Source organism: Peribacillus acanthi (genome assembly GCF_003073175.1).
Lineage (GTDB): Bacteria > Bacillota > Bacilli > Bacillales > DSM-1321 > Bacillus_BN > Bacillus_BN acanthi.
Genome location: NZ_QBBX01000010.1, coordinates 119,065 through 145,651, shown reverse-complemented (window position 1 = coordinate 145,651; position 26,587 = coordinate 119,065). Strand labels below are relative to the sequence as shown.

At 34.1% G+C, this 26,587-nt stretch carries 22 protein-coding genes and 1 pseudogene; 12 read left to right on the top strand and 11 right to left on the bottom strand.

The window, feature by feature from the left end:
- Nucleotides 1-344 precede the first annotated feature (344 nt).
- From DBX25_RS12180 to DBX25_RS12165, 4 genes are all read right to left on the bottom strand, one after another.
- On the bottom strand, nucleotides 345-1,205 hold the full coding sequence (locus DBX25_RS12180) for a hypothetical protein (RefSeq protein WP_108671073.1): 861 nt from the start codon (nucleotides 1,203-1,205) through the stop codon (nucleotides 345-347).
- Nucleotides 1,206-1,403: 198 nt separating this feature from the next.
- Nucleotides 1,404-2,024, bottom strand: a complete 621-nt coding sequence (locus tag DBX25_RS12175; protein WP_108671072.1) for a Cap15 family cyclic dinucleotide receptor domain-containing protein — start codon at nucleotides 2,022-2,024, stop codon at nucleotides 1,404-1,406.
- Nucleotides 2,025-2,029: 5 nt separating this feature from the next.
- Nucleotides 2,030-2,932, bottom strand: a complete 903-nt coding sequence (locus DBX25_RS12170; protein ID WP_108671071.1) for a nucleotidyltransferase domain-containing protein — start codon at nucleotides 2,930-2,932, stop codon at nucleotides 2,030-2,032.
- Between the two features lie 188 nt (nucleotides 2,933-3,120).
- Complete coding sequence (locus DBX25_RS12165; protein ID WP_108671070.1) at nucleotides 3,121-3,996, bottom strand: nucleotidyltransferase-like protein; 876 nt, start codon at nucleotides 3,994-3,996, stop codon at nucleotides 3,121-3,123.
- Between the two features lie 959 nt (nucleotides 3,997-4,955).
- On the opposite strand from DBX25_RS12165, the gene DBX25_RS12160 reads away from it, so the two are divergent.
- On the top strand, nucleotides 4,956-6,068 hold the full coding sequence (locus DBX25_RS12160) for a hypothetical protein (RefSeq protein WP_108671069.1): 1,113 nt from the start codon (nucleotides 4,956-4,958) through the stop codon (nucleotides 6,066-6,068).
- Nucleotides 6,069-6,308: 240 nt separating this feature from the next.
- Entirely contained in the window at nucleotides 6,309-7,136 is an 828-nt protein-coding gene (locus DBX25_RS12155; protein WP_157950959.1) for a HEPN domain-containing protein, read from the top strand.
- Between the two features lie 676 nt (nucleotides 7,137-7,812).
- On the opposite strand, the gene DBX25_RS12150 is transcribed toward DBX25_RS12155, so the two are convergent.
- Complete coding sequence (locus DBX25_RS12150) at nucleotides 7,813-8,049, bottom strand: hypothetical protein (protein ID WP_108671067.1); 237 nt, start codon at nucleotides 8,047-8,049, stop codon at nucleotides 7,813-7,815.
- A 439-nt stretch (nucleotides 8,050-8,488) separates the two neighbouring features.
- On the opposite strand from DBX25_RS12150, the gene DBX25_RS12145 reads away from it, so the two are divergent.
- Both DBX25_RS12145 and DBX25_RS12140 read left to right on the top strand, forming a co-directional pair.
- Nucleotides 8,489-9,436: a hypothetical protein gene (locus tag DBX25_RS12145; RefSeq protein ID WP_108671066.1), complete on the top strand. Its 948-nt coding sequence runs from the start codon at nucleotides 8,489-8,491 to the stop codon at nucleotides 9,434-9,436.
- Between the two features lie 147 nt (nucleotides 9,437-9,583).
- Nucleotides 9,584-10,162 carry a hypothetical protein gene (locus tag DBX25_RS12140; protein WP_108671065.1) on the top strand — a complete coding sequence of 193 codons (579 nt, stop codon included), beginning with the start codon at nucleotides 9,584-9,586 and terminating at the stop codon, nucleotides 10,160-10,162.
- Nucleotides 10,163-10,446: 284 nt separating this feature from the next.
- Here DBX25_RS12140 and DBX25_RS12135 read toward each other — a convergent pair whose 3' ends face one another.
- Complete coding sequence (locus DBX25_RS12135) at nucleotides 10,447-10,968, bottom strand: MerR family transcriptional regulator (RefSeq protein ID WP_108671064.1); 522 nt, start codon at nucleotides 10,966-10,968, stop codon at nucleotides 10,447-10,449.
- A 280-nt stretch (nucleotides 10,969-11,248) separates the two neighbouring features.
- On the opposite strand from DBX25_RS12135, the gene aceB reads away from it, so the two are divergent.
- Entirely contained in the window at nucleotides 11,249-12,841 is a 1,593-nt protein-coding gene (gene aceB / locus DBX25_RS12130; protein ID WP_108671084.1) for a malate synthase A, read from the top strand.
- 15 nt (nucleotides 12,842-12,856) lie between these two features.
- The gene (gene aceA / locus DBX25_RS12125) at nucleotides 12,857-14,155 is read left to right on the top strand and encodes an isocitrate lyase (protein ID WP_108671063.1); all 1,299 of its coding nucleotides are present in this window, start codon (nucleotides 12,857-12,859) and stop codon (nucleotides 14,153-14,155) included.
- A 65-nt stretch (nucleotides 14,156-14,220) separates the two neighbouring features.
- Here aceA and DBX25_RS12120 read toward each other — a convergent pair whose 3' ends face one another.
- Nucleotides 14,221-16,419 carry an AAA domain-containing protein gene (locus DBX25_RS12120; RefSeq protein ID WP_108671062.1) on the bottom strand — a complete coding sequence of 733 codons (2,199 nt, stop codon included), beginning with the start codon at nucleotides 16,417-16,419 and terminating at the stop codon, nucleotides 14,221-14,223.
- Between the two features lie 156 nt (nucleotides 16,420-16,575).
- Between DBX25_RS12120 and DBX25_RS12115 the strand changes: the two genes are divergently transcribed.
- Nucleotides 16,576-17,808, top strand: coding sequence for an aminopeptidase (locus DBX25_RS12115; RefSeq protein ID WP_108671061.1), 1,233 nt, complete (start codon nucleotides 16,576-16,578; stop codon nucleotides 17,806-17,808).
- Between the two features lie 172 nt (nucleotides 17,809-17,980).
- Nucleotides 17,981-18,526 carry a GNAT family N-acetyltransferase gene (locus DBX25_RS12110; protein WP_108671060.1) on the top strand — a complete coding sequence of 182 codons (546 nt, stop codon included), beginning with the start codon at nucleotides 17,981-17,983 and terminating at the stop codon, nucleotides 18,524-18,526.
- A 334-nt stretch (nucleotides 18,527-18,860) separates the two neighbouring features.
- On the opposite strand, the gene DBX25_RS12100 is transcribed toward DBX25_RS12110, so the two are convergent.
- Together DBX25_RS12100 and DBX25_RS12095 are read right to left on the bottom strand one after the other, a co-directional pair.
- Nucleotides 18,861-19,271 carry a hypothetical protein gene (locus DBX25_RS12100; RefSeq protein WP_240620281.1) on the bottom strand — a complete coding sequence of 137 codons (411 nt, stop codon included), beginning with the start codon at nucleotides 19,269-19,271 and terminating at the stop codon, nucleotides 18,861-18,863.
- 62 nt (nucleotides 19,272-19,333) lie between these two features.
- Entirely contained in the window at nucleotides 19,334-20,107 is a 774-nt protein-coding gene (locus DBX25_RS12095; RefSeq protein WP_108671058.1) for an MBL fold metallo-hydrolase, read from the bottom strand.
- 225 nt (nucleotides 20,108-20,332) lie between these two features.
- On the opposite strand from DBX25_RS12095, the gene DBX25_RS12090 reads away from it, so the two are divergent.
- The gene (locus tag DBX25_RS12090; protein WP_108671057.1) at nucleotides 20,333-21,559 is read left to right on the top strand and encodes an alanyl-tRNA editing protein; all 1,227 of its coding nucleotides are present in this window, start codon (nucleotides 20,333-20,335) and stop codon (nucleotides 21,557-21,559) included.
- A 74-nt stretch (nucleotides 21,560-21,633) separates the two neighbouring features.
- Entirely contained in the window at nucleotides 21,634-22,566 is a 933-nt protein-coding gene (locus tag DBX25_RS12085; RefSeq protein WP_108671056.1) for a manganese-dependent inorganic pyrophosphatase, read from the top strand.
- Nucleotides 22,567-22,634: 68 nt separating this feature from the next.
- On the opposite strand, the pseudogene DBX25_RS12080 reads toward DBX25_RS12085, so the two are convergent.
- Nucleotides 22,635-23,194: pseudogene (locus tag DBX25_RS12080) on the bottom strand (AAA family ATPase).
- Between the two features lie 131 nt (nucleotides 23,195-23,325).
- Nucleotides 23,326-24,297, bottom strand: coding sequence for a nuclease-related domain-containing protein (locus DBX25_RS12075; RefSeq protein WP_108671055.1), 972 nt, complete (start codon nucleotides 24,295-24,297; stop codon nucleotides 23,326-23,328).
- A 384-nt stretch (nucleotides 24,298-24,681) separates the two neighbouring features.
- Here DBX25_RS12075 and DBX25_RS12070 point away from each other — a divergent pair, with 384 nt between their 5' ends.
- Together DBX25_RS12070 and DBX25_RS12065 are read left to right on the top strand one after the other, a co-directional pair.
- The gene (locus tag DBX25_RS12070; RefSeq protein WP_108671054.1) at nucleotides 24,682-25,551 is read left to right on the top strand and encodes an ABC transporter permease family protein; all 870 of its coding nucleotides are present in this window, start codon (nucleotides 24,682-24,684) and stop codon (nucleotides 25,549-25,551) included.
- Entirely contained in the window at nucleotides 25,548-26,477 is a 930-nt protein-coding gene (locus tag DBX25_RS12065) for an ABC transporter permease (RefSeq protein ID WP_108671053.1), read from the top strand. Before DBX25_RS12070 ends, DBX25_RS12065 begins: the two co-directional genes overlap by 4 nt.
- Nucleotides 26,478-26,587: the final 110 nt, after the last annotated feature.

Below are 26,587 nucleotides of genomic sequence, written 5' to 3'. Positions count from 1 at the left end.
CAGTAATTCAAAACTAATTTTACGTTGGCAAGTGGATGCAATTTTAATTGCCGTTTAATACATTTTTTGCTTGCCAAATACATCTTAATGTTACTTATTAACTCTAGAATAACTCATTAGGTTATTTTTCAACATAATATAACTAGTGTAGAGAGTGTAATTACAATCTCTTATTTATTCAGGAGGCTGGCTGGTTAATCATCATTCATAAGACAACAAAATAGACCCAAAAGGTTAGGGTCTATTTTGTTGTCCGAATAAGTAGGGTATAGCCTCTCTTTCCTAATAAATATTAATTTAAAGGAAAAAGTAATTTACCCCCTAATTTAAATAGGATTATTTAATCACTGATTAACTTTTATAATAGGTAAGTTCTCTATTGCAGTAAGATATTTTCCTAATGATAATTGATAATTACCTAACATTGTTTTGAATTCTGATTCCTCTAAATTTTTACCAGTAGGATGTCCCGCATCATTTCTTGTTTGTCGTATTATATCAAGAAAGTTAAAGTTTAATTTTAAATTTTCAAACCCGAATGATTTGAACAATTCTGCATTTGCTTCTGCTCTTTTAGTGAATTCATCAAGTCTGATATAAGCTGTTTTTGCTTTAATAACTTTTTGTTCAAATGTATCTTGTTCCTTCTGGGTATGGTTATTTTTATAATATAAATAGAAGGAGTCGCATAATTTTTTTAGTAATAATTCAGCCGCACAGCCTAACATAACGCTTGCTGCCAGAATATTTCCCTCGTTTCCTGTTGTACAGGCTTCGTATAAATACTTTTTCTGTAATGAGTCAACTTTTGTATCGGCAGAAAGATGTTTAATTAAATTAGTATAAACAGAATCTTTTTCTAATAGGAGCACTTTATTTTCGAATTCAACGACTTCTGCAATTATTGCTCTTGTTCCAATAATAACACCACAACAAGCATATACTTCATCATTTTCATAAATCTCATTACAATAATCTGAAAGTACCTGGACATTTTCTCTTGCAATCTTTTTTAGGTTAACAGGGACCTTTATCTCAACATATAGTTTTCGTTGATTGGAAACTATTCCTGAAAAATCCCATTGAGGAGAGTAAACTACTTTTGACATCCTAATTATGTTCGCTAATTCAATTTTATTTTCTGACTCTAATAAACTAACTAATGTTATCTGCATTGCTTTTTCGTCCACTGTCGGTGTAAACATAATATCCTCCTCATATTCATCAAGGTGCTTCTACTATGTAATTAATTCAAATAGTAATTTTAAATAATTCTACAATTTATCCATTGTGGAGCAGAAAAATTACTTTAAGGGAGCAATATTAAAAAGGACCATATGAGTCCTTTTTATACTTAATTTATTGTTATAAATTAAAAATGTCATAAAAATAAGTTACCAAGATTACCTCTTTAATATCTGTGCGGGAGAAAATGTTCTAACTTTTGGTTTCTCTTTTCTTTGAAACAATATATCACCGTAGTTTCCTCGATCTCTGCTTGTATAGTAAAATCCCGTAAAAGAGTCTTTGTTCTTTGAAACAGTTAAATGTGTTGTTCCTGAGTGGGCAGTCATCCTTTTAGGTGCTTTACTTTTCGGAGTATTATTATAATTGTAAGAGATTTTGAACCTGCCATCAGGTTGAATATCAATTGAAGCATCACAGCTTTCAGAATTTGAAAAAGGGGTAGTTAAATCAAAACTAATTTTTGTCCAAGTCTGACGGATTTCAAGGTTAGATACAATTGACTCCTTCTCAAAATTAAATGAACTATCTATTTTAGATTCCCAATCACCATTTAAATATGGTGTTGATAAAATTTTTATTTTTGAAAGGGGAATCCAAAGCCACCTATTAAAAAGGTAATAGAGAATACCATATATTGCAAACGCCTTTGGGGTCGAAACCCATTCGTATTGTAAAAACGGTAAATTAGGCAAATAATTAGATATAATCATACTTACAACTGCTAAAAAGAAAAGTACGGTACTTCTTTCGTTTGTATTGATTGAGTAATTATGCATATAAATCACCAAACTTCCCAAAGTGCTTTCATATAACTAACAAATTGCTTAGCATCACCAATATTCCATTTCCAGGGGTCCATACCAAATATAAAATCTTGCTCATTTTGACATAAGAACATTTCCATATCTTTTAAAGTCAAGTAAGCTATGATATTTATAAATGATTCATCATAATCAGCTGTAAACAGCCGGTTGGGAACATTATAAATAAGATTTTCAATAAAGTATGAGGGTGCTAAGTCTTTAGAAATGATTCCTTCATTTAATAAACGAATACGAGCATTTTTAAAAGCTCGAACCATTTTTTTACTCATTCCATTTGTATCCGAATTTTTTTGATATCCGTTTTCCTTATGTTGTTTTGGGAAATTAATAATTTCTTGTCCCGATGAGGAAGTAAAGTATACACCTTCCATATAATCAGTGGAAAAGTCTATTCCTGATTTATTTGTTAAATATTTTCTATACAAAGCTACTGGTACAACATCAGCCCAATACCCATCCGACATCTTTACTTTTATAGATTTGCTACCTACTTCTACTTTCTGCATACCATAATGATTTAATAATGTGTTTAATACATCGCTTTTAAAATCATTAAAATGGTAAGAAGCTGTTGGAAAAGATTTGCTATGTCTATCTTGATCATACTTAGAAAGTGATTCTTTGTTACTGTAGAATGTTGATTCTAACATTACTACCAGATCAACGTCACTGTTTCCACGAATATTAGTATTATTAATATAAGAGCCTTGCAAAAACATTGAATATTGTATACTTTTGGTTTTAATAATTGAGTTCTCATTATGATTTAGAACATCTCTTAATTTATGATGAGATTCCATAGCTTTTGTTACACTGCCTTGCTTTGCCCATACCTCTATTTGTGATGCTGGTATCCCCATATTTGACACGCTCCTTGCAAATTTATCTGCTACTCTTATTATACAAGTATTGTAAGGAATATGCAGATAATGTATTAAAATGTAAAAATATATATCTTATTTTGTAGATTAAATTCTTACTTAACGAGTTAGATTTTCCTTCATATCACTCACTCTATAATTAATTTTAAACAGTTTTTACAATTCTTTTATCGCCAAGATTCCCATAACTCTAATACAGCCTTAATAAAAGTATGAGCATCTTTAGTATTCCAATGCCAAACTTTGTCTCCGAATATATAATCGTGTTCATTTTGACACTTGAAAGTTTCTAAATTTGCTAGGTTAAGGTAATTTAGTATATTTAAAAAGGTTTCTTGCAAATTATTAGTAAAGTATTCATTAGGGACATTATAAATAAGATTTTCAATAAAATAAGAAGGAGCTACTTTTTTATCGATTATTTGATTTTGTACTAAATACGTCTTTGCATTTTTGAAAACTCGTACCATAACTCTTGAAACTTCGTTAGTCTCATTACTTTTTCTTTGTCCATTTGCTTGATGTTGATTTGGATAATTTATTATTGGTTCTCCATTTTCCGTTTCTAAATAAATTCCTTTAATTACTTTAAGTTCAGTATCAATAAATTTACAATTGTAATATTGAAATGCTGGCACTACATCAGCCCAAAAATCCTCTTCGATATTTACTTTTATTGATTTTGAATCTACTAATACTTTATCTTTACCGTAAAAATTTATTAGAGTTTTAAATAAATCTTCTTTAAAGGTAGGGAAAGTATAGGGTGGTGTATTAATATTTTCATACATTGGAGTTAGATCAATGTTACTTTTTATGTAATTGGATAATTTTATAACTAAATCAACATCACTATTATCCTTAATACCGGTAAAATTGACATAAGAGCCTTGTAGCATTGTTGTAAATTTAACCTTTTTTTGTGATAATATCGAATAATCCGGATTGGATACTACCGCTCTTAACTTATTATGGGCTGGACTTGATATCTTATTGCTGCCCTTAACCGCCCACATCTTGAGTTGATCTACTGGTATTGTCATAATTGAACCACCTTCCATTTAATCAAAAATATAAGGAAAAGGAGAAGTTTAATTAAATTTCTAACTCGATTATCTCATTAGGCTTATTTTACCATATTTTGTCCCGACTAAAGTGCGTTTTGAAATAACCTTAGATTCAATTGGTCCAAAAGCTTTGGTTGATAATATTTTGGATATCCTTGAGTCTTTTTTAATAGTGTTTTTCCAGTATTCAAGATTTAATCGAAGGAATATACAAGCTAAAATCTCTTTTGAGATCGATAAGTGGAAAAGAATTGTAATGCCTAAAAACTTTACAATCTGTACATTCCATAAGCCACTCTTTTGAGCATTCTTTCATTATTAGTGAGATTGAAATAGATGAAATCCTAAATCCGATTTTCAAAAAAATCACCTATCGTAATGGTTAAAATATAGGTCTAATATTAATTTGAATAAAAACTAGATAAATTACATATAATATAGTTTGACTGAAAAAAGTCCATTGGTATGTCACCGATGAACAATGCCACCCTAATCTGCTGACCGAGCAAGGGTGGCATTTTAAGTATATTTAATTAAGCTTAACAGTTGTTCTGATTTGCCACCAATAGGTATATACAACCTCTAAAATGGCTTTCTAATTTTCAATTGAGCTTAATTAAGGAATTTTAACAATATTCTGATTTAATTAGGTATAATATTAATAGAAAAATTCAACGTGGAAAAATCCGTAAAGGTTGATAATAAGAATGACCTTGAAATATTAAATAACTTGAGCCAAAAGTAAAACCGTTTTGATCCATATGAAAACGTGAAAAGAAAAGATATAAATATCATATTAAACTTATCAAGTCTGGGGAAATTAATGAGTTGATTCGGGTTTTATATAGTATTTCGAAAAAAGATTTTAAAATTAGTTGGACCGGGGAAATATCACCTATATTTAATTATAATGCTAGATTGGAAGTTGGAGCTAAATGAAGAATGATTTTAAGATAAAAAGGTTAATTGAAATGAAGAATATCGAAAAAAATAGAGTTTTAGAGGATTTTGAACGCAGGGGTGTTTCTCCTTTTAAATTTTCAACTGCTCGATATATTTCTTTTACCCCAAAGATAGAAGGGCCATTGTATAAAATGTATTTTTATGAAACTCCGCAAAAGAAGTATTTCCTAGCAAAAGAGATTGCGAAAAGAGCAGCTTATCACACAATCCTAAAAAACCATTTAGATGATGATGAAACTATAAATCATTTAGCCATTTTTACAGAAGATCAATTAGACGACATTATTATATTAAATAATTTAATTTCGACTTGGAGTCTAAATGAAGGTATAGCGGGTTATGCAATTTATGGTATTAGCTTAGATACAATAATCACATTATGTAAAAACAAAGGTGAAAGAAGTTATATGCCTGAAGGATGCGATGAATTAATTCATTTTTTGGGTTGCCATCTCAGAAGAGACACAAATGAACATAGAAATATTGCTGCAAAAAAAGTTGCCAAGGTATTAATGGAGAAGCACAATTTTTCTACTGGTAATGATTTAGGGCATTACTTGCGTTTTCAATATATGTATGGGATGCAAATGGAATACCTTAAAGTTAATATGAGGATTGATGAGTTCTATTCTTCAATCCCTGGTTCAAAGAGAAGAACGGAAGCTTATGAAAAGAAAGTAGAATTGATTCGTGATAAGCACAAGAAAGAATTAGAACTTCTCTATAGTAATCTAGTAGAAAGTGGGGAAATATCGACTAAATGGAAATCCGAAATGGCTCTGTTCAAGTTGGTCAAAAGTAATTTTGATGACGCAATTTTTCAATATTACGATAGCTGGTTAGAACGGCAAAGTCTAGATATTTATATTCCTTCTTTGAGGGTGGGGATAGAGTATCAAGGAATTATTCACTACCAACCAGTAGATTTTTTTGGTGGTGAGGAAGCCTTTAAACATAGGCAGTATTTAGATGGCCTGAAAAGGGAAAAAGCTAAAAATGCAGATGTTAAAATAATTGAATGGCATTATAATGAGCCGATTAGCAAAGCGGTGTTACTTAATAAGCTTAAAGAGAATAACATTTAAGAGGGTGCATTTGTTATAGAAGCTATAATATATATTCCTTTATCATTTAAACTGCCTTTTAAAGAAGGACTTAAAATTGTTTCAAGGTATGAAAATAATAAATATTTTAGTATTGAACTAGAGGATTATCATTTATATCTCTCGGAGGACAAGAAAAATTTTGATGATATCAACAATACTCAATTGAAGGTAACATACCTTTATGATGATAAAGATGTACCATCAGATGTGGAAAATCTATTGAGAGGAATAATTTATAATTGTTTAGGCTATGTTAATGACTTTTTGACTTCGATACGCTTCACACTTGATCTTAATTTTGTTAAAGATATCACTGTGTATGACTTGCCTGATTACCTCCATATTGAAGTAGATGGTAAAACTTATTTATATATAACCTCTCCAATGAAATTATTCAAAGAAAGTGAAATTTTACCCTCAAAAAAACTACAGTTAGCACAAAAGATGATGGTGACTTGGCAAAAATATCCCGAAGTTGCGTTGGTTGACCGTTTTTATTCAAACGCAAAACACTCCATAGAAACTGAGAACTTTCTTTCTGCAATCATTGAGTTACAAACATCCTTTGAGATTTTCATTAGAAACACAATGCGGTTAATTGTTAAAATTGATGGGCAAAGGCAGAATAGGCCACAGAAAGAGATAGAAAAAGAAATTGAACAAAAGAAAAATATTGCATTTAGGAACTTGATTGAACAACACCTCTCAAAAAAATTAGGGGAGAAGCTCGACTTCTTTAAACATCCAGTGGTTTATAAATGGTATAAACACTTATATAAAATCAGAAACGAAATAGTTCACAGTGGAAAGTACTTTGTTACTAATGATGAGGCTCAAGCAGCATACGATAGTTACGTAGAGGTAAGGAATTATATCACTGATAAGTTGGTTGAAAAGAAGTACCTTTCTGAAAAAGGTAATGTTGATTTGAAATTATTTGAAGAAGTTTACTCCAACCCGAAAAAAAACGATGAAATTTATCAGAAACTAAGGAAGTACAATTTGGTTCCAAAAGATCTAGAATTCCTTCACGATGACAACAAATAAATAAACTTTTCATAATTATTGTAAAGCCCTTCTTTCTCATTCAGTTAAATCGTTCCTTTTAGTAAGGTTTCCTAATTGGATTTGCTGATAAACCCACCAACATCTCCTTGTGTTGTCAATTACAGTCCACACACTTAGAGTGTGGAAACATGTTAATGAATAAAAATAGAGACGATTCCAATTCCAAACAATACATAAAATAAAAGGGAAAAATGGACTGTATCACAAATAGTGGAAAAGCAGAGAGTTGAGTTGTGCTAGAAAAAGAGTGGCTTGAAAGGTTGAATTAAAAAGTATTAAGCCAGCCTTTAATTTTTGAGAGCAGGGTGAAAAATCCCCTGTTCATTCTATTTATTACTCTTAGATAGGTGCAAAATCAGTACCAGGTACCACACGTGGACAAAACTAAAGAATCGTCTCTACCAAATGGACAATTTTGTGTTTTATTACAATAAGAGAATTCGTTCTGATTCTCAGATTTCTTTACTTTTTTACAATATAAGTGTCCAGTATCGATTATAGGTAGACATAGTTTTTAAGTCTACTGTTCTCTATGATGTTTGGAAAGAAGTTTTATCGTTTTAGGGGAAAGTAAATTATTCTCTAATGAGAGTCAACACTTATGTGCTGACTCTCAAACTTTTCAATTAATTTTCTAAACCACACTAACGCGATTTTAGTGTATGTTTTCATTTATCTGCGTTTGAAAATCTTGATAAGCAGCAATAGCACATTCTATTTTATTTATATGAAAGCCTACTCCGGTAAAACAAGCGTACTTTGGATATGTAGTCATTGCAAATCCCACGAAATCATTGCTTCGATTAAATACTTCAATAGTAATATAATATCCTTCTACATAAATCTCAAAAACCTCTAGTTCAACACATTTTCTTATTGATCTGATTTTCATAAAGATACCTCCACGCTTAATTTTTGATTTTGAGGGAATATGATTTAATACTAGATTATGATCTAATTGCCTCAGCGTTATGGTATCAATCTTCAATATGTATTTTTTTATCAATTTTGTGTCAGTTGATGTTGCAAAGATTAATCTCCAGTTAAACAATGTTCATTTAGATCATTAGTTTCTAGTAAGATTTTCTTCTTCATATCCTCTATGTTGTATCAAATCTTCGTTGAAAACGTTTGAATTTATTTTTACTAGCTAGTTGAATGATTCGCTAGTATGTTAAATTATGACAAAAAATTTTAAAGAAAAACGTTGTATAATAAATAAGATTGATAATTGGACATTCAGAATACGGTTTATTAGAAAGTTTTAGGTGCGGGTCAGCGTTGGTAATAACTACAAAGAATTCCCTTTGTTAAGGAGGAAGGTGCCGCATATGGAAGTGAAGAAGGAGAGGGTTGTTTCTAATCAGAAACACGTATTTCAAAGGTATATGTTTCCTATCACCATTATTTCATCAATACTAGTTTCAGGTGCATTCGGATATATGGCTAGTCAAATAGCTGTCAATAATAGTGTTAGAGACACACCAGAGATAAATTCTGTGAACAACCAAGTAAATGAAGCTAGAAATCATTCTTTAAAAGTAATAGAAACCGAACTACCTAAAATCATTAGTAATCTAGATCAATATAATCAGGATATAAATTTATTAGTTGAAAATGTTGAGTGGCTAAAGGGAAATTTAGATCCTATAAGGGATGCAATAGGCAAATTTGACTCAACAAATAACGTTGTTCAAGGAGTCAGCACTTTAGTTAATATTCCTATTGTAGATAGCATAAGTACTAAATTTGAATTTGCACAGATTCAATTTAATGAAATTGATAGTATATTAATGGGTTTGGAGAACTTAACAGTTGTTCAAAAAGAGATGAGTGATTCTCATCAAAAGTTAAGTTTATTATTCGAAGAATATCAAAAAGAAAAAAGCATTGAACTGTTATTTCAGATTGAACAAGAGTTAAACTCAAACTTGATTTATCAGATTGAAGATTTAAGGAATACAACTAAAGAAGCTCATAAAGTTTTTGAACTATCTTCAAGTGTTTTGATTACAGTAAATAAAACGAGGTCCCTTATTAATTCAGCACAGGAAATGGGGAAAAATACGCTAAATGCAATTCAGTTTTGGAAAGAAAATAAAGGCAGTTCTGTAATTATAAAAGAAAGTTTAGATAAGGATTTAGATGCATCTATAGAGAAGATTCAAAAGCTACCTAATGAATTAGCGCAACGATCCAAAAGTAGTATTACATCAATAAACAAAGTTCAAAAAGAACTACAGACTGTAAAGATAGCACAAATGGTCATTGGTGAGTGAAGGGGGATAATGCCTCTTTTTTGTTTTTTCGAATTTAGATAGGTTACAAAGAACCGGATCATAACTAAATGTAGTTGGATGTACAGGTTTGAATTAATAATTAATTTACTAAAAGAAATAATCGTTGTTATGGAGAGTGAGTTAAATTTGAACACCGTTAGAAGAATTTCACCAACTTGTCCAAAATGCCAGCAGCAAAACACGTATGACATCATTCCTGAACTACCGAAAATTGATGAAGAACAATTGAACGAAAATAGGTTGAACTATTTAGATACATTCACTGTCGGTAATGCCAAATACCATTGTCTAAATTGTGGTCACACATGGAAAAAGTACCGGGGCAAGAAGCCTTACGATAAGATCAAAGTGATTCATGCGGAAGTTGGTGGCTTTCCAGGACTTTACTTCAATGTGAAAATTGATTTAGAAAATGGGACGGTTGAAATGGACGTCGATGGTCTAGTGAGGGATTTAGAAAAGTTTGACCGATTCCGTTCCTTATCGCATGAAGAGATGGAATGGTTTAAATCCGAATTGTATAAATGTGATTTCATCAATTGGGCTGAGGAGTATTTTATCTATGCTCAGGATGGCACCCATTGGAGTGTCAGGATAGAATATGATACCCATTGTGAAATAAAGACCGGCAGCAATCACTTTCCACCGAGATGGACAAAATTCCGGAAGGCTGTATCTAGAGTAAGCGGAAGTGATTTTTACTAGAGAAAATATTTAGTCCTTGCGCTCAATGGAGCGCTTTTTTCATGGTTTATTATACAATCTAACTTCCCAAGCAATGTTACGATAGACTTGGAAATGCTGGATGAACGCAGGTTTTGCCAAGTCCACTACCTCATCCATCTTGCTTGAATCCCGTACATAATGAACGGATCAATCTTAAAACTTCCTTAAACAAAAGAAAAAGGATCCGTAATGATCCCTCGAGTCAAAATTTTATTTGATAGCTGGTTAGGACAAATCGTTTGCGATTATAGTTTTAGAGTAGTTCATTTCATAGTAAAAAGCATGGTCAGTAAATTCTTTATCTTGGTCTTATTTTTTCTATTTGTCACAATCTTGTGGTCGAGAAAAGGTAACGGATCTATTGGAATGGAAGGTCTTTGATTTTTTTCTAGTGCTACAATTCGATGGTTCAATCGTGTGATTTCCTCATGCAATTCTTCGATTTCACGGCGATGCTGTAATAATTGATAAGAAACAACAGCGTCAGCTTTTTGATCAAGTTTCCTTTCGACTTGATCTAATTTTGATAAAAATTTCTCCATCATTTCAGTTTCGTTTTTAATCGTTCTAGTTTCTTTGTCCGGCTTCTTGATTACTTGCACATCCTGTAATAAAACCCCTTTTTGCAATTGTTGTTGTAACCTTTTTAATTCCTCTACATCTTCTTTTTCAAATAAAAAGTGGCCTAGTTCATTTTTATTTAGGTCGAGATTTAGTTGTTTAACCCATTTTCGAATCGTTTTAGGTGAAACATTTAAGATTCTTGAAACAGTTTTTGTATTCACAACTCATTCCCCCTTTTACCTTTACATTCTCCATAGAACGCCTTTATTCCTATGCTGGTGACAGAACTAGAACAATTTCGGCAAATGTAGTGAAAAATCTACTTTTATTTCATCATTGTCGATTTTAATTAGCTAAGTTTACTTGAAATTACCTTTTTAAAATAATTTTATAATTTTCAAAAAATATGGTGACATTTCTGAAAAGGTTGTTATATAATACGAACAGGAATAATAAATCTGTATTATAACATAGGTGCTTGAAGGGATGTGGCTACGAATCATGAAAACAGAAGCAAAAGGCCTGAGAGTAACAGGGCCTTTGAAACAAGGGTATGAAGAAATACTTACACCACAAGCTTTGCACTTCGTAGAAAATCTTCAAAGAAAATTCGGTAAAAAGAGAACAGAACTGTTAGAAAGAAGAAAAGAAATTCAACAAAAAATTGACAACGGCATTTATCCTGATTTCATACCAGAAACAAAACATATCCGGGAAAGTGATTGGACGGTGGGTCCATTGCCGAAGGATCTACAGGACCGAAGAGTTGAAATTACTGGACCTGTTGATCGGAAAATGGTGATAAACGCTTTAAATTCTGGAGCCAATGTATTTATGGCAGATTTTGAGGATGCGAATTCTCCTACCTGGGATAACTGTATTGAAGGTCAAATAAATTTACGTGACGCTGTCCGTGGAACGATCCAATATGAAGCTCCAAATGGGAAAAAATATGAACTTTCTTCAAATCCTGCCGTTTTAAAAGTGAGGCCTCGTGGGTGGCATCTAGAAGAAAAGCATGTACTACTAGACGGTTCGCCGATATCAGCAAGTTTGTTCGATTTTGGCTTGTTTTTCTTTCATAATGCAAAAGCGTTAATAGAAAAGGGTAGCGGCCCATACTTTTACTTACCTAAAATGGAGAACCATTTAGAAGCGCGTTTATGGAATGAGGTATTTGTATTTGCGCAAGACAGCCTTGGAATACCTCAAGGTACGATTAAAGCAACCTCATTACTTGAGACGATTCTAGCATCCTATGAAATGGATGAAATTCTATACGAACTTAAGGAACATTCCGCTGGGTTAAATTGTGGGAGATGGGATTATATTTTTAGTTATTTAAAGAAATTTAAAAACCGACAAGAAGTTATTTTGCCTGACAGAGCTCAAGTGACAATGACGAGTCCATTTATGAGAGCGTACTCATTATTGGTCATTAAGACTTGCCATAAAAGAAATGCTCCTGCAATCGGTGGTATGGCTGCGCAAATTCCAGTGAAAAACAATCAACAAGCGAATGAAGAGGCGTTTGCAAAGGTAACAGCTGACAAAGAACGAGAAGCGACTGATGGCCATGATGGAACTTGGGTAGCGCATCCAGGCATGGTTCCTACTGCAAAGGCTGTTTTTGATCGAATTATGACTACACCGAATCAAATCCACAAGAAAAGAGAAGATGTTCAAGTTTTTAGAGAAGACTTGATTGAAGTCCCTTCTGGTAGCATCACTGAACAAGGACTTCGTTTGAATATTAACGTCGGTATTCAATATATCGCTTCGTGGTTGAATGGGAGAGGGGCAGCGCCGATTCATAACCTCATGGAAGACGCAGCAACTGCAGAAATTTCTCGAGCCCAAGTTTGGCAGTGGATTCGCCACCCTAAAGGGATTCTAGAGGATGGACGGAAAGTTACATTAGAATTGGTAAATCAATTGCAAGAAGAAGAGCTTTCAATCATCTTCGGACAAGTGGGAAAAGAAAACTATAATGAAGGACGCTTTGAAGAAGCAGCTACATTATTTCAACAATTAATATCTCAAAATGACTTTGCAGAATTCTTAACATTACCGGCTTATGAAAAATTATCATAATTGGAGGAATGGACGATGAGAGAAGAATTAGGGAAAAGGTTAGAAGAGAATTGGAGAACGGATGAAAGATGGTCTGGAATTACACGTCCGTATAGTGGAGAAGATGTAGTAAAGTTAAGAGGTTCTGTTCAAATTGAACATACTTTGGCTAGACGTGGAGCAGAAAAGCTATGGAATTATCTTCATACAGAAGACTTTATTAATGCTCTTGGTGCGTTAACAGGAAATCAAGCAATGCAGCAGGTGAAAGCAGGACTAAAGGCTATTTACTTAAGCGGCTGGCAAGTTGCAGCTGATGCTAATCTTTCAGGTCATATGTATCCGGATCAAAGCTTATATCCAGCAAACAGTGTGCCGCAAGTGGTAAAACGTATCAATCAAGCTTTACAACGTGCTGATCAAATTCATTATATGGAAGGAAAAGAAGACATTGATTGGTTTGCGCCTATTGTGGCAGACGCAGAAGCTGGGTTCGGTGGACAGCTCAATGTTTTTGAACTGATGAAGGGTATGATTGAAGCTGGAGCGGCAGGCGTTCACTTTGAAGACCAACTCTCTTCAGAGAAGAAATGTGGCCATCTTGGAGGTAAAGTGTTATTACCAACACAAACAGCTGTCAAAAATCTAATTGCTGCTCGTTTTGCTGCAGATGTTCTTGGAGTACCAACTGTGTTAGTTGCACGTACCGATGCAAATGCAGCGGATTTAATTACGAGTGATGTCGACCCATATGATGCTCCGTTCATTACTGGAAACCGTACACCTGAAGGGTTTTTTGAAACAAAAGCAGGGTTAGATCAGGCAATTGCAAGGGGGCTAGCGTATGCACCTTATGCAGATTTGATTTGGTGCGAAACGTCTGAACCGAACATAGAAGAAGCACGTCGTTTTGCAGAGGCAATTCACGAACAATTCCCAGGAAAATTATTAGCCTATAACTGTTCACCGTCATTCAACTGGAAGAAGAAGCTAGATGACGAAACCATCGCTACCTTCCAAGTGGAATTAGGAAAAATGGGATACAAATTCCAATTCGTGACATTAGCAGGATTCCATTCTCTGAACCATAGTATGTTTGAGCTGGCTAGACAATACAAAGATCGCGGGATGGCAGCTTACTCTGAACTTCAAGAAGCAGAGTTCGCAAGCGAGGTTTACGGATATACTGCAACAAGACATCAACGTGAAGTTGGTACTGGATACTTTGATGAGGTTGCACAAGTGATTTCTGGAGGTATGTCTTCAACAACAGCATTGAAAGGATCAACGGAGACTGAACAATTTACATCGGCAGAAGAAACAGTTGAACAATAAATAATATTAAAGCAAGCCTTCTTGTTATCTATTGGGATTAGATACAGATTGGCTTGCTTTTTTTATTAGGTGCCTACTAATTGAAGGAATCGTTTAATAAATGCTTCAGATTGAATTCGAACAGATACAAGTGGTGGAAGAGCGTTTTTCATGTAATCAAAAGGTTGTCCAATCCACAGGATCTTTTCGTCGATAATCATATATGGAAATTGCACATTTTGATTAACGGTGGTCGTACAATTAACTTGATTTTGTCTTTCGCTAAATAAGGTAGTCCACTGATTATTAAGTGTTGATGCATTTATTCCAATGCTAATAGATTGTTTCGCAAGTTTTACATCCGTTTTTAAAGGGTCTAAGCTATGTGAGTGCACCCATTTTAGCCGAGCGTCTTGATTGTTAACCCATTTACCAATAGCAGAATGGGGCACTCTTTTTTTATGCTCTAATTGATGCACAATTAATTTACGTACGGTGTTGTTCATATTCAATCGATCTTTCATAAATGAAACATCACTCACATGAATGAACTTCCCCCTCGTCCTAGTAATGGCGACATTCAGTAGCCTTTCACTCTCAGGGCCTGTCAAAAGCATCCCAGGTTTATGGAAGGGAAGCGAGTCGACTGTGTCAAAAACAATGGCATCACGTTCACTACCTTGAAAGCGATGGACAGTTGCGGAAATAATGTCTGCCTTCTTTTTTTCATTATTAAGTATATCCTCAATCAGAATATCCATGAGTTCAGCCTGAGTTCTATAAGGTGTAATGTATCCAATAGAGGTAGTGCCACCTTCAAGCAGTTCTTTTATAAGTTGAAAGGATAATAATAGTTGCCAAACATTCCATCTTGATTTAGTAATGGGATCAATTGCAGCAAAAGTTCCAGTTCCACTTGTATCTACAAGTATGGAAGCGATATTGGGAAATGGAAGCTTTTGTGCTAAGTTTTCCCGTTTAGCTAACACAGAAGAATGGTCAAATACAAGAGAATGATATATATACTGATTAGTGAAAGCTGAAATCTGTGGATGCATCCTTCTTTGTTCGGATAATAAGAGTAATTGAGGATGAAGAATCCCTTGATTAATTGAATCAGTTACTCCTGCTTCTAGAAAAATATCCTGTCTTAGACACTGATGGACTAATGGATGCCTACTTTGTGCGATGGGAGGCAGCTGCTTAAAATCACCACAGATAATCACTCTTTTTCCTAAGGAGGCAGCAAAACCAATATAAGGAATATAGGCCATGCTTGCTTCATCCACTATCACCAAATCAAATTCTTGTTCATAAATGGTACTATCACTTGCCGCTTTGGCTAATGTTGTGCCAATAATTTTCGCATCTTCAAGAAGCTTTTTCTCTTTACGTCGCATCTTCTCTTCTAACCCTAGTATTTTTTGTTCAATCTCTAACAAATCTTTCGTATCGCGTTGGTTTTTTGCGAAACCAGAATCATTTTTGATTTGTTCCCTTTGAATTTTAAGTTTGTCTAAATCCGTTACTAGAGTAGGCTCTGTTTCGGTAAGTAATTGAATAGAGGTTACCGACTCTGTTAAAGATAAATCGTTCATGTTTGTATTTCCATAACGTAATACAGTACCCTTATTGAATTTATCTTTTCGCAGCAGAAATTCAAAAGTTTCATATATTAATACATCAACTGCGCTATTACTATTGGATAGAATGAGAACCCTTTTTCCTACCAAATACTTATTGGCTGCTACTCTTGCTAATGTATAGGTTTTTCCAGTACCAGGGGGGCCCCATACAAACGTGACCGGATTACTTTTGGACCGATCGAAAAGCTGTTTGACAAAACTTTGATTCTTAGTTTCAGAAGGCTGCTGGATTTCATTAGATGGCTTAATCGTTCTATGAACTCTGCCGCGTTTTTTCTTATCTTTTTTAATTTCTTCTAATCGGGTAGCTAGTTCCTCTAACAGCTGCCATGGGTCATAAATTAGAATAGCATCAGTTACCGTATCACCTATGCTTTTTTCTAGTATCAATACCACATGCTTATTGTCAGAAGACACTAGTCTTGCAGGAAGTTCTAAATGTCCCCATTGAATCGTCACATTTGTACCAGTAGGAATGGAAAGAGGACGAGATGTTTCAAATAGATACGAAAATCCGTCGCTTGAAGATAAGCTCACACCGTTTATTAGACGATATTTACTACTCCCTTTAGTTTTAATAAAATTCATTTCAATCTGCAAAGCATCTTGCCATTGAGTTATGATTTGTGAAGTTTTCATCGTGTTCAAACCAATCAATTATGATATTTTGAATATACTATTATACTGATCATAAAATAAATTAGCTAATCTCACGTATATATAGAATATTTAGTTTATTTTCTTAATGTAAAAAGGTAAAATAAATGAAGATTCAGGAAAAAGGAGTCGATACATATGAGTAATTTTAAACAAAATCTTGAGAAATATGCTGAGCTAGCTGTGAAGGTTGGGGTAAATGTTCAACCTGGACAAACGTTAGTTGTGAATACGACATTAGATGGTGCAGAATTCGTTCGTCTTGTTGCGAAGAAGGCATACGAAGTAGGAGCAAAGAATGTCGTTGTAAACTGGAATGATGATGAACTAAATCGTATTAAATACGACATGGCACCAGACGAAGTATTTACTGAATACCCAGAGCATCGTGCAAAGGAATTGATTCAGCTTGCTAAAGAGGGAGCAGCTTTTATGAGCATCGTGTCCTCTAGTCCTGACTTATTAAAAGGAGTCAAGACTGAAAGAATCGCTAACTTCCAGAAAGCTGCAGGTACAGCATTAAAAGAATATAGACAAATGGCTCAATCAGATAAAGTAAGCTGGACAGTCATTGCTGTTCCTTCACAAGGCTGGGCTGATATGGTGTTCCCGAATGAGCCTAAAGAAGAAAGGGTATCTAAGCTTTGGGATGCGATTTTTGCAGCTACGAGAACGACAGAAGATAATCCTGTAGAAGCATGGGAAAAACATGATCAAAAACTACATGAAAAAGTCGATTATCTAAATGAAAAGAAATATACAAAGCTTCATTACAAAGCTCCAGGCACAGATATTACTGTTGAATTACCTAAAGGTCATTTATGGGTAGGGGCAGGAAGTATTAATGAAAAAGGTCATGAATTCATGGCTAACATGCCAACGGAAGAAGTCTTCACTGTTCCTTTAAAAACAGGTGTAAATGGAACAGTTTCATCCACGAAGCCTTTAAGCTATGGCGGAAACATCATTGACAAATTCTCCATTACTTTTGAAAATGGTAGAATCGTAAGCTTCCAAGCTGAAGAAGGAGAAGAAGTATTAAAGAAATTGATTGAAACAGATGAGGGATCTCATTATCTTGGTGAGATTGCACTTGTCCCACATCAATCTCCAATTTCTGAATCAAATATCTTGTTCTTCAACACTTTATTTGATGAAAATGCATCCAACCACTTTGCGATTGGTAGCGCCTATGCTTTCTGCTTAGAAGGTGGAAAGAAAATGACTCAAGAGCAATTAGAAGAAAACGGTTTAAATGAAAGTTTAACACACGTTGATTTCATGATTGGTTCAGCAGAGATGGATATTGACGGAGTGACTGAAGATGGAAAATCAGAAGCCATTTTTAGAAATGGAAACTGGGCATTTTAATTAGGTGATTTTAGCAAATTGCTCAGTTAAAACATCTGACTTCTTTTAAACAAAGCATAAATATAAAACGGGTGGGGTTTCCCTGCCCGTTTATTATTTATTAATTTATTTTAAAAAATAGATTTTTAGTTTTGAAAAAGTAGCATACATAACTAGTGGGTGGAGTATTAACATGATTATAAAAAATCAAGAATTTCTTGTTAACGGGGTTTCCTATACAATTCGATCAGCGAACGTAAAAGATGCAAAAGAAATGTCAGAATTACGTTTGAGGATAGATGGGGAGACCGAAAATTTAGATAGAGAAAAGGGCGAGGCCTTTATAGACATACCTGGTTTTGAACAGATTATTAAAAACGACTCTGAGAATGCTAAAAACATATTTTTAGTTGCTGAAGTTGAATGTCGTATCGTTGGGTTTTCAAGATGTGAAGGTAATGAATTGAAAAGATTCTCACATAAAGTGGAATTTGGAGTTGGGGTGTTAAAAGATTATTGGGGATACGGAATAGGAAAAAACTTGTTGAAAGAGTCTATTTCATGGGCAGACAGCAATGGTATTAAAAAAATGACTTTGAGTGTGTTAGAAACAAATGAAAAAGCTATCCAACTTTATAAAAAGCTTGGTTTTGAAATTGAAGGCATTTTAAAAAATGACAAAATCCTCTCAGACGGTAAGTATTATAACACGATTATGATGGGAAGATTGCACGAGTAAAAAAGAGGGTGTTCCAAAAGGTTATAAACTTTTGGGACACCCTCAAGTATTTTGGACGGGTTGTAAAGATGATCATTAATTTCCGGTCCAGGGTATTCGCTTTCGGTGGGGCTGGCGCTGATCCCGCAGGAGTTTTCGCACCTTCCACTCCAATTAACTTAGGTTTTGATATTCATTTTTTCACAAAACCTAAATTTTAACCCTTCCTTCTATTCATACCTTGAAAATGGATAAACAAAATAGAGGCGAATCTCAAGTTGATTTTCAACCTTTTGATTCAGTCTCTTTTGCAAGTTCGCGCTTATTTAACTACTTGAACAAAATAGAAAATCAATTAGTATGGTGTCCCAGTTGGATATGGGGAAGGATATGGATATGGGTAAGTGGTTGGGTACGGAACTGGATACGGGTAAGGATAAGGATAAGGATATGCAGGAGACGATGCTGATCCTGCAGCAGCGCCAGCAAGCCCTCCTAACAGTAAGCCTCCTGCAAATCCACCTCCGTAAGGATAGCCATGACCTCCTACTACAGTTGGCCCATAATGATTGAACTGATCATGATGTCCAGGATTATATGGCCCTGGATTCCATCCTCCATGATGATTAGGATTAATATTCATTCCACCTTGACCAGGAAAACCGCCTCCGCCAAGTCCAGGAAAGCCACCTCCGCCATGGGTAGGGAAGCCTCCACCCCCAAACCCCCCATGAACATTTACTTTACCAGGTCGTCTTTGAAACATGGTATCACTCCTTTTCTTATCTACATTATGTAAGGAAAAGGAAATGGGTGTTTGTTTAGGTATTAGTTAATAAGCTGTGACGATTTCTCAGCAATTTCTAACAGTCTTTCTTGTATGTCTGATGATTCGTATAATCCACCGTGGTAGCAAATAATCTTTTCTATATCAAATTCTGCTAGTTTCTTAATTGAACGGAAAACCTCATCTAAATGGCTAGAATATTGAGCAGGTGATGCGATCAATTTTCCATCCTCTATTAAGAGTGCATCTCCAGCAATCAAGGTTTTAGAGTCTTGATGGTAAAAGCTCATATGTCCTGGTGTATGCCCAGGTGTATGGATACAAATAAGCCCTCCAATGATTGGAAGATTTTGCCCATCTACTAGCGGAAGGTCCACTTTTGCTTTTGGAGGATTTTGTAATAGTGCTTTAAATGCTGCTTTAAAGTCTTCGGGCACTCCAGTTGGAAACCATTGATCAATTGTATCAATAGCTTCTTGTGTAATTTTAATTAATCGTTTTTCCCCTTGGATGTAAGGGATTTCAAGGGGATGTGCTTTTACTTGAATTTTGTTTGGTTGAGATTGTTCAATAATTGCAGGTAAACTTCCGATATGGTCTAAATCTTGGTGGGTCATAAGGATGGTATGAATTTGTGAAAATGATAAACCTTCGTTCTCAATTGCAGTAGAAAACAAAGATTCTTGACCAGGGTAGCCAGTATCAATTAATGTAATGCCGTTTTCATCAAATAGGATAGTAGGATAAATGGTTTCAATCTTCCCCATCATAGGTGCTGAAATTTCTAACATGGCCAAACCTTTAGCTAGTTTCATAAATTCCTCCTAAATAATCGGTCAACCGAATGATTAATAGGTTGAAAAATCTGGAAGTATATCTACAACGATAATATATTAATTTACATCTATTGTAAATAAAATTTTACATTATAACATAAAATAGTTAGGATGTCAACAATTAATTTCGTGCCGGAAGCTTGTGTTTTCTTCCATATAAGAATTTGATATGGTATGTAATAAATAGATAAAAAGGGAGTAAGCATGTTGACTGAGAAATTATATTATCAAGATCCATATTTAGTGAACTTCTCAACATCAATCCAAAAAATGAATCAAGATCTCGAAGGTAAATGGTACGTCGTCCTAAATGAAACGGCATTTTATCCAACCGGCGGGGGACAACCTCATGACAAGGGAGTAATTGGTGGTTATGAAGTTTGGAATGTAGAAGAAGTGGAAGGGGAAATTAGACACTATTTACATTTACCCCTTGCAACAACATCTGAAATCGTAGACTGTTCTATCGATTGGAATCGAAGGTTTGACCATATGCAGCAACACGCAGGCCAACATATTTTGTCGGCAGCTTTTGAGGAAATATACGGTTTTCGAACTACGAGCTTTCACTTAGGGAATGAGCTTTGTACGATTGATCTAGATATTAAACAACTTGAAAACCATGAGGCGAGTAGAGTAGAAGCCTATGCTAACGAAATCATTATAAATAACCATCCTATTCAAGCAAAATGGGTGACAGAAGAAGAAGCAAAGGCATTACCACTTAGAAAGGCTTTATCTGTTACTGATGAGATACGATTAGTTATTATTCCTGATTTTGACTATAACGGCTGTGGGGGTACGCATCCAAATTCCACTGGGCAGGTACAAGCTATTAAAATCCTAGAGTGGGAAAAACAGAAAAATGGCATAAGAATTACTTTTGTTTGTGGAATTCGTGTTTTAAACCAGCTACAGGCTAAACATGATACAATCTCAAAAATGAAACCTTTATTGAATGCTCCCGAGGAAAAGTTGCTAGATGCAGTGACAATTTTAAAAGAAAATGCAAAGTCATTAGAAAAGGAACTACAAGCCACACTTGATACGATACTAGAAGTCAATGCCAAACAGCTTATTGATGATGCTGAGCTTTATAAGAATGAAACCTGGAAATTGGTGGCTGAAAGCTTTGAGGGAAAATCGATGCAAGACCTTCAGAAGTTAGCCAAAACTATGTTAGCCAAAACGGATGAAGCCATGATTGTGGGTTTAATTTCTATATATGAAGGTAAGCTTCAAGTGGTTGTAGGACGAACAGGTGATGTATCTGTGAGCATGAAAACCTGGATTCAATCAATCCTCTCGGAAATTGACGGCAAAGGTGGAGGGAACGATACGTTTGCTCAAGGTGGAGGAGAATCCAGTCTACAAGCCATAGAACTATTGAATAGAGCATTAGTGCATTTAGAGAAACAACTTACATATTAACAATTGAGAAAAAAAATTGTATGATAGTAGGTATGCGATTATTCAAAAATACATAAGTGAAGGAGCGAATGATCATGGAAAAGGTTTTAGTTTTTGGACATAAAAAACCGGACACTGACTCAATCTGTTCTGCAATTGCATATGCAGACTTAAAAAATAAATTAGGTATGGATGCTGAACCAATCCGTTTAGGTGAGGTGAGTGCAGAAACTCAATATGCATTGGATACCTTTAAAGCTGAAGTTCCTCGTCTAGTAGAAGCAGTAGCGAGTGAAGCAAAACAAGTCATTCTTGTCGACCATAATGAGCGTCAACAAAGTGCTGATGATATTGATCAAGTGAAGATCATTGAAGTAATTGATCATCACCGTGTAGCAAACTTTGAAACAAGTGATCCTTTGTATTTCCGTGTTGAACCTGTTGGTTGTACAGCAACCATCCTAAACAAGATGTACAAAGAAAATAATGTTGAAATTTCAAGTGGTGTAGCTGGATTAATGCTTTCTGCTATTATTTCGGATTCCCTTCTATTTAAATCTCCGACTTGCACAGAAGAAGATGTAAATGCAGCGAAAGAATTAGCTGAGATAGCTGGTGTAAATGCTGAAGAATATGGTTTGGAAATGCTTAAAGCTGGCGCAAGCCTTGGAGACAAAACTGCTGAGCAATTAATTGCAATTGATTCTAAGGAATTTCCTATGGGTGATAGCAAAGTTGAAATCGCACAGGTTAATGCAATCGATGTGTCAGAAGTTATGGCAAGACAAGCTGAGCTTGAATCTGCAATCAACGCTGTTATAGACGTAAAAGGGTTAGATCTTTTCGTTTTAGCTGTTACTGACATACTAAATAGCGACTCAACCGTTCTTGCTCTTGGAAAAGATACTTGGGCAGTAGAAAAAGCATATAACGTAAAACTTGATGATAACAAAGCTGTTTTATCAGGTGTTGTATCACGTAAAAAACAAATCGTGCCTATCTTGACTGATACGTTTACAAAAAAATAAACAATAAATCATTGCACCTATCATTGTTAGTCCAATGCATATAGGTGCAGTTTTATTTTTTTGAATCCCTATAAGTGAAATTCTTCCTTAATGATTTTTGCTACTTCTTGTGCACTTAAGTCTGTATTGTTGATTTTTATATAGTTTTGGAAATTGATTTCACCCTCTAATGAATTTAATCTATGCTTTTCCAATGTGCTTTTTAAATCATTTTCAGACCATTCAATATCTCGTTTTTTAGGCTTGTGTTCCAGTCTGTTTGAACTTTTATTTCGCTCAAGTCTTTCTTCTAAGTCAGCTTCTAATTCTACATAGTAGACAGTGCCTCCTCTTGACTCAAAAAGTTCGGAAAGTCGCTTAACATAATCCCAATCCGATTCCTTATCAAACATCCAGACATAAGTGAAAATCATTCCGTACAAATTACTCTTTGAAACCTCTTCAAATATCTCCTGGCGAAACAAATTTACTAATCTTTTTCCTTCCTTTGTACTGTAATCAAAAAAATGACCGACCAAATCGATAGCATATGGTTATGAAAAAGTTTCAAATCTGTTATTTTCACTAATTCCTGCCCAACTGTCATTTTACCAACCGCTTGAGGTCCGAAAATATGAACAAATTTCATATGCTCTCTCCTTAAGGTTTTATCTCTATTTGTTTTTTACTTATAATACCACTAATTTACAAATCATCCCATGACAAGTCATACTGTTATCTTCTTGTTTTTATGTATCAATTAGGACAATTGACGTTTTTCTATTCCTCATTAAAGGCTAGGTGATAAACTCTGTCTTTTTTTGTTCCTGAATAGGGAAGATTTATAGACGATAGTAGTCTGGTAGCACAAGAAGAGGATTCAAGGATCAGGTACTCCCGTATTTGGCTGTTGGTAATGGTTGGTCCGAATAAAAGCCTGTAATCATGCAAGGCTGTAAAGTGAGCGTCTTTGTTCTTGAATTTACACTTAGGGCAAAACCAAGCTCCATGATGTCTATGGATAGGTAGATAGCTACATTGAGGACAAAAAATGCCTTTTAATATGTCTTTTTGGTTAATTTGATATTGTTCAAGGATGGAAGATTCACCTTCAGTGTGTTGTTTCTTTAATAGGCGAATAATCTTTTTCATTTCCTTATCGGATATGATGGGGCTAGGATTGGATTTTTCAATTTGAATGATTTTTAAGGGTAATAAGTCGCGATGCAGGACATGATTTGATATGGAATGATTTTCAGGAGTAGTACGGATAATGGTTCTTGGATTACTTATGAGGACTAAGGAATAAATCGGGATTTGGGGGAGTCCTTTTTGAGATAACCACTTTTTCAGTTGCATCTCATGACGTTTGACTTGAATGATAGGGTCAGGATAAGCCATCTCTTTTCCATCTTTTGTTTGGATGAGCTGCTTAAAAACTGGATCAAAGAAAATTTTCCCACCAAAGTTTTTGACTTCAATAATTAGAATAAAACTGGCAGAAAGTATGAGAATATCCATTTGGAAAAAATAAGATTGGTCTAATAAACGTAGTCCGCGAAAAATATGGTAGGATTTAGGATCAAGAAAGCTAAGAGGAAAGGTGATGGCAGTTTCGCCGTTGTATCCAGCTTGTCGATTTTTGAGTTCTTCCTTAATTAAGGGGATTTTTTGATGATGAGATGGAAGTCTGCGTTCTAATGCTTGTAATTTTTGAATAGAGAGAGGAATTTTTAAGTCTTTTATTATCATTTATTTACTCCTTTCGAGGTTTCCATGATAATTTCTACATTTCAGCTAGGATTCCTTCATGAAAAAGGAAAGATTTTATAATACAGATTCTCCTATCATTAAAACTGTGAAAAATAAAATCGAAACAGAAAAAATAACTGCGAAACTAGGAAAAATAAAATCGATATGGCCAAAATAACTACGAAAATCAAAAAATATCGATTTTTCGACAAAACACTCAGCCAATCAGTGCTGTTAAGAAATACACGGTCTGTGCCACCAACACAATAATTACAAATACATCTTCATAAAAAACAAATATTCTTTAGAAAATTGCTACTGTTGATTTTATTGTTATATACTTGTAATAATTGTGACCAAATATTTACAAAAGATGGTGAGGGAATGGAAAAAATATATAGAATTAGTTTGAAATTATTTTTGATATTAATGCAATTTTTAGTTGGGGTAGGGATCATCATACTTGTGACGGGAATGCCTATTCTTTTTGATAATTTAGGATTCCACCTGAAAGAGTATTTAGTTTATGTTAAAAACTTAACTTTGAAATTGCTATTCTTTGATAATGCAACATACTGGGAGCATACTGAATTATTTCCTATCTTTTGGGTGAAATATAGAGAAACATTGATTTTTATAGGAGCTTCACTATTAATTGGTTTATTATTTTCTATTTTAGTAGTATTTATTTGCTATGCTTTCTTCTTTAAAAAAGTAGATTCATTCTTAAGGAAATTAATAGTTTTCGAATCTATTCCAGACATTTTGATCATTTCAGTTCTACAATTAGGAGTCATATTCATTTATAAAAACTATGGGATAAAGCTTACTCAAGTAATATCGATGGGATCTGAGCGTAGTATTGTTCTACCTTTAATTTCACTAAGCATTCCGGCAAGTTTTTACTTTATTAAAATCATCTTAATTTCTATTAAAAGCGAATTTGAGAAAAATTATGTCTTACTAGCACAGAGTACAGGTACAACACATATTTCAATTCTAATAAAACATATTACAAGAAATATTATTGATGAAATATGGATTAATTCGAAAACGCTTATCTGGGTTCTGTTATCTTCTATGGTGGTCGTTGAATATTTATTTAACATTCAAGGTGTTTCCATGTTTATATTAACGTTTGAAGCACCAGAACTTTTTGTTATCGTAGCATTATCTATTTTTGTTCCATTTTTTCTAATTTATAAACTGTACGAGCTCATTACCCCACAAATAATGAAAGGAGAAAGAGAATGAAGGCCTATCTATTAAAAGATTGGAAGTTTATGATTAGTACTACATTCTTTGTGGGGCTATTTGTTTATAGTATCTGTTATGGAGTTTTCTTTGACGATAAAATCAAACTTACACTTTTAGAAATGAACGAGAAAGCAGAAGTGTTATCAGTACCGCCTTATTCTCCATTAGAAAAATTTCCTTTTGGAACCGATTTGTTAGGTTATGATATGCTTCAGATGGTTATTGTTGGAGCAAAGTATACTCTCTCAGTTGGATTAATCATTGCCTTATTGCGCGTTTTGATGAGTTTATTCATTGGATCAACAGTATCAACCTATTTCCCTAGAATACTGACATTCATGAGATGGGTATCCGAACCTTTTTCTATTGTCCCTCAAACGTTGATAGCATTTTTTATTTTGTTTAACGTTTTATGGATGAAAACAACGGGCTTCGATCATCCATTTTGGGAACGAGCTTTATTTGAAATATTAGTGTTATCCTTTTTAGCCCTTCCAACTTTAAGCTTACAGTTTACTAGTCAGATGAGGAAATTGTGGAACCAAGAATACATAGAAAGTGCAATTATATTAGGTGGTTCTAAATGGCATATTTTTTGGAAGCACATAATGCCTAACATGAAAGATAAAATCTTTTTCTTATTTATCCAGCAATTTATACAAGCATTAATCATTTTAGCGCATTTAGGCACCCTGAAATTATTTTTTGGTGGGACCTTCATAGACTATGAAACTGGTCAGCCGCCAAAATCTATTTCCATGGAATGGTCAGGAATCATTGGGGATTCTTATCGATATTTAAGAGCATATCCGTGGATTCCGTTAACACCAATAATCTTTTTTGCTTTAAGCATCCTTTCTTTATCTACAATTTTAGAATCTCTTAAAAAGGCATTTCGATTAAAAGATGAAGGTAAAATTTAGTAAAAATGAATAATTATACCTATTTAACAGGGTCTTTTGACTCTGTTTTTTAATTTAATTATTCTGAAAATTTGATAAATTCAGCATATATTCGACATCTTATAATTGTA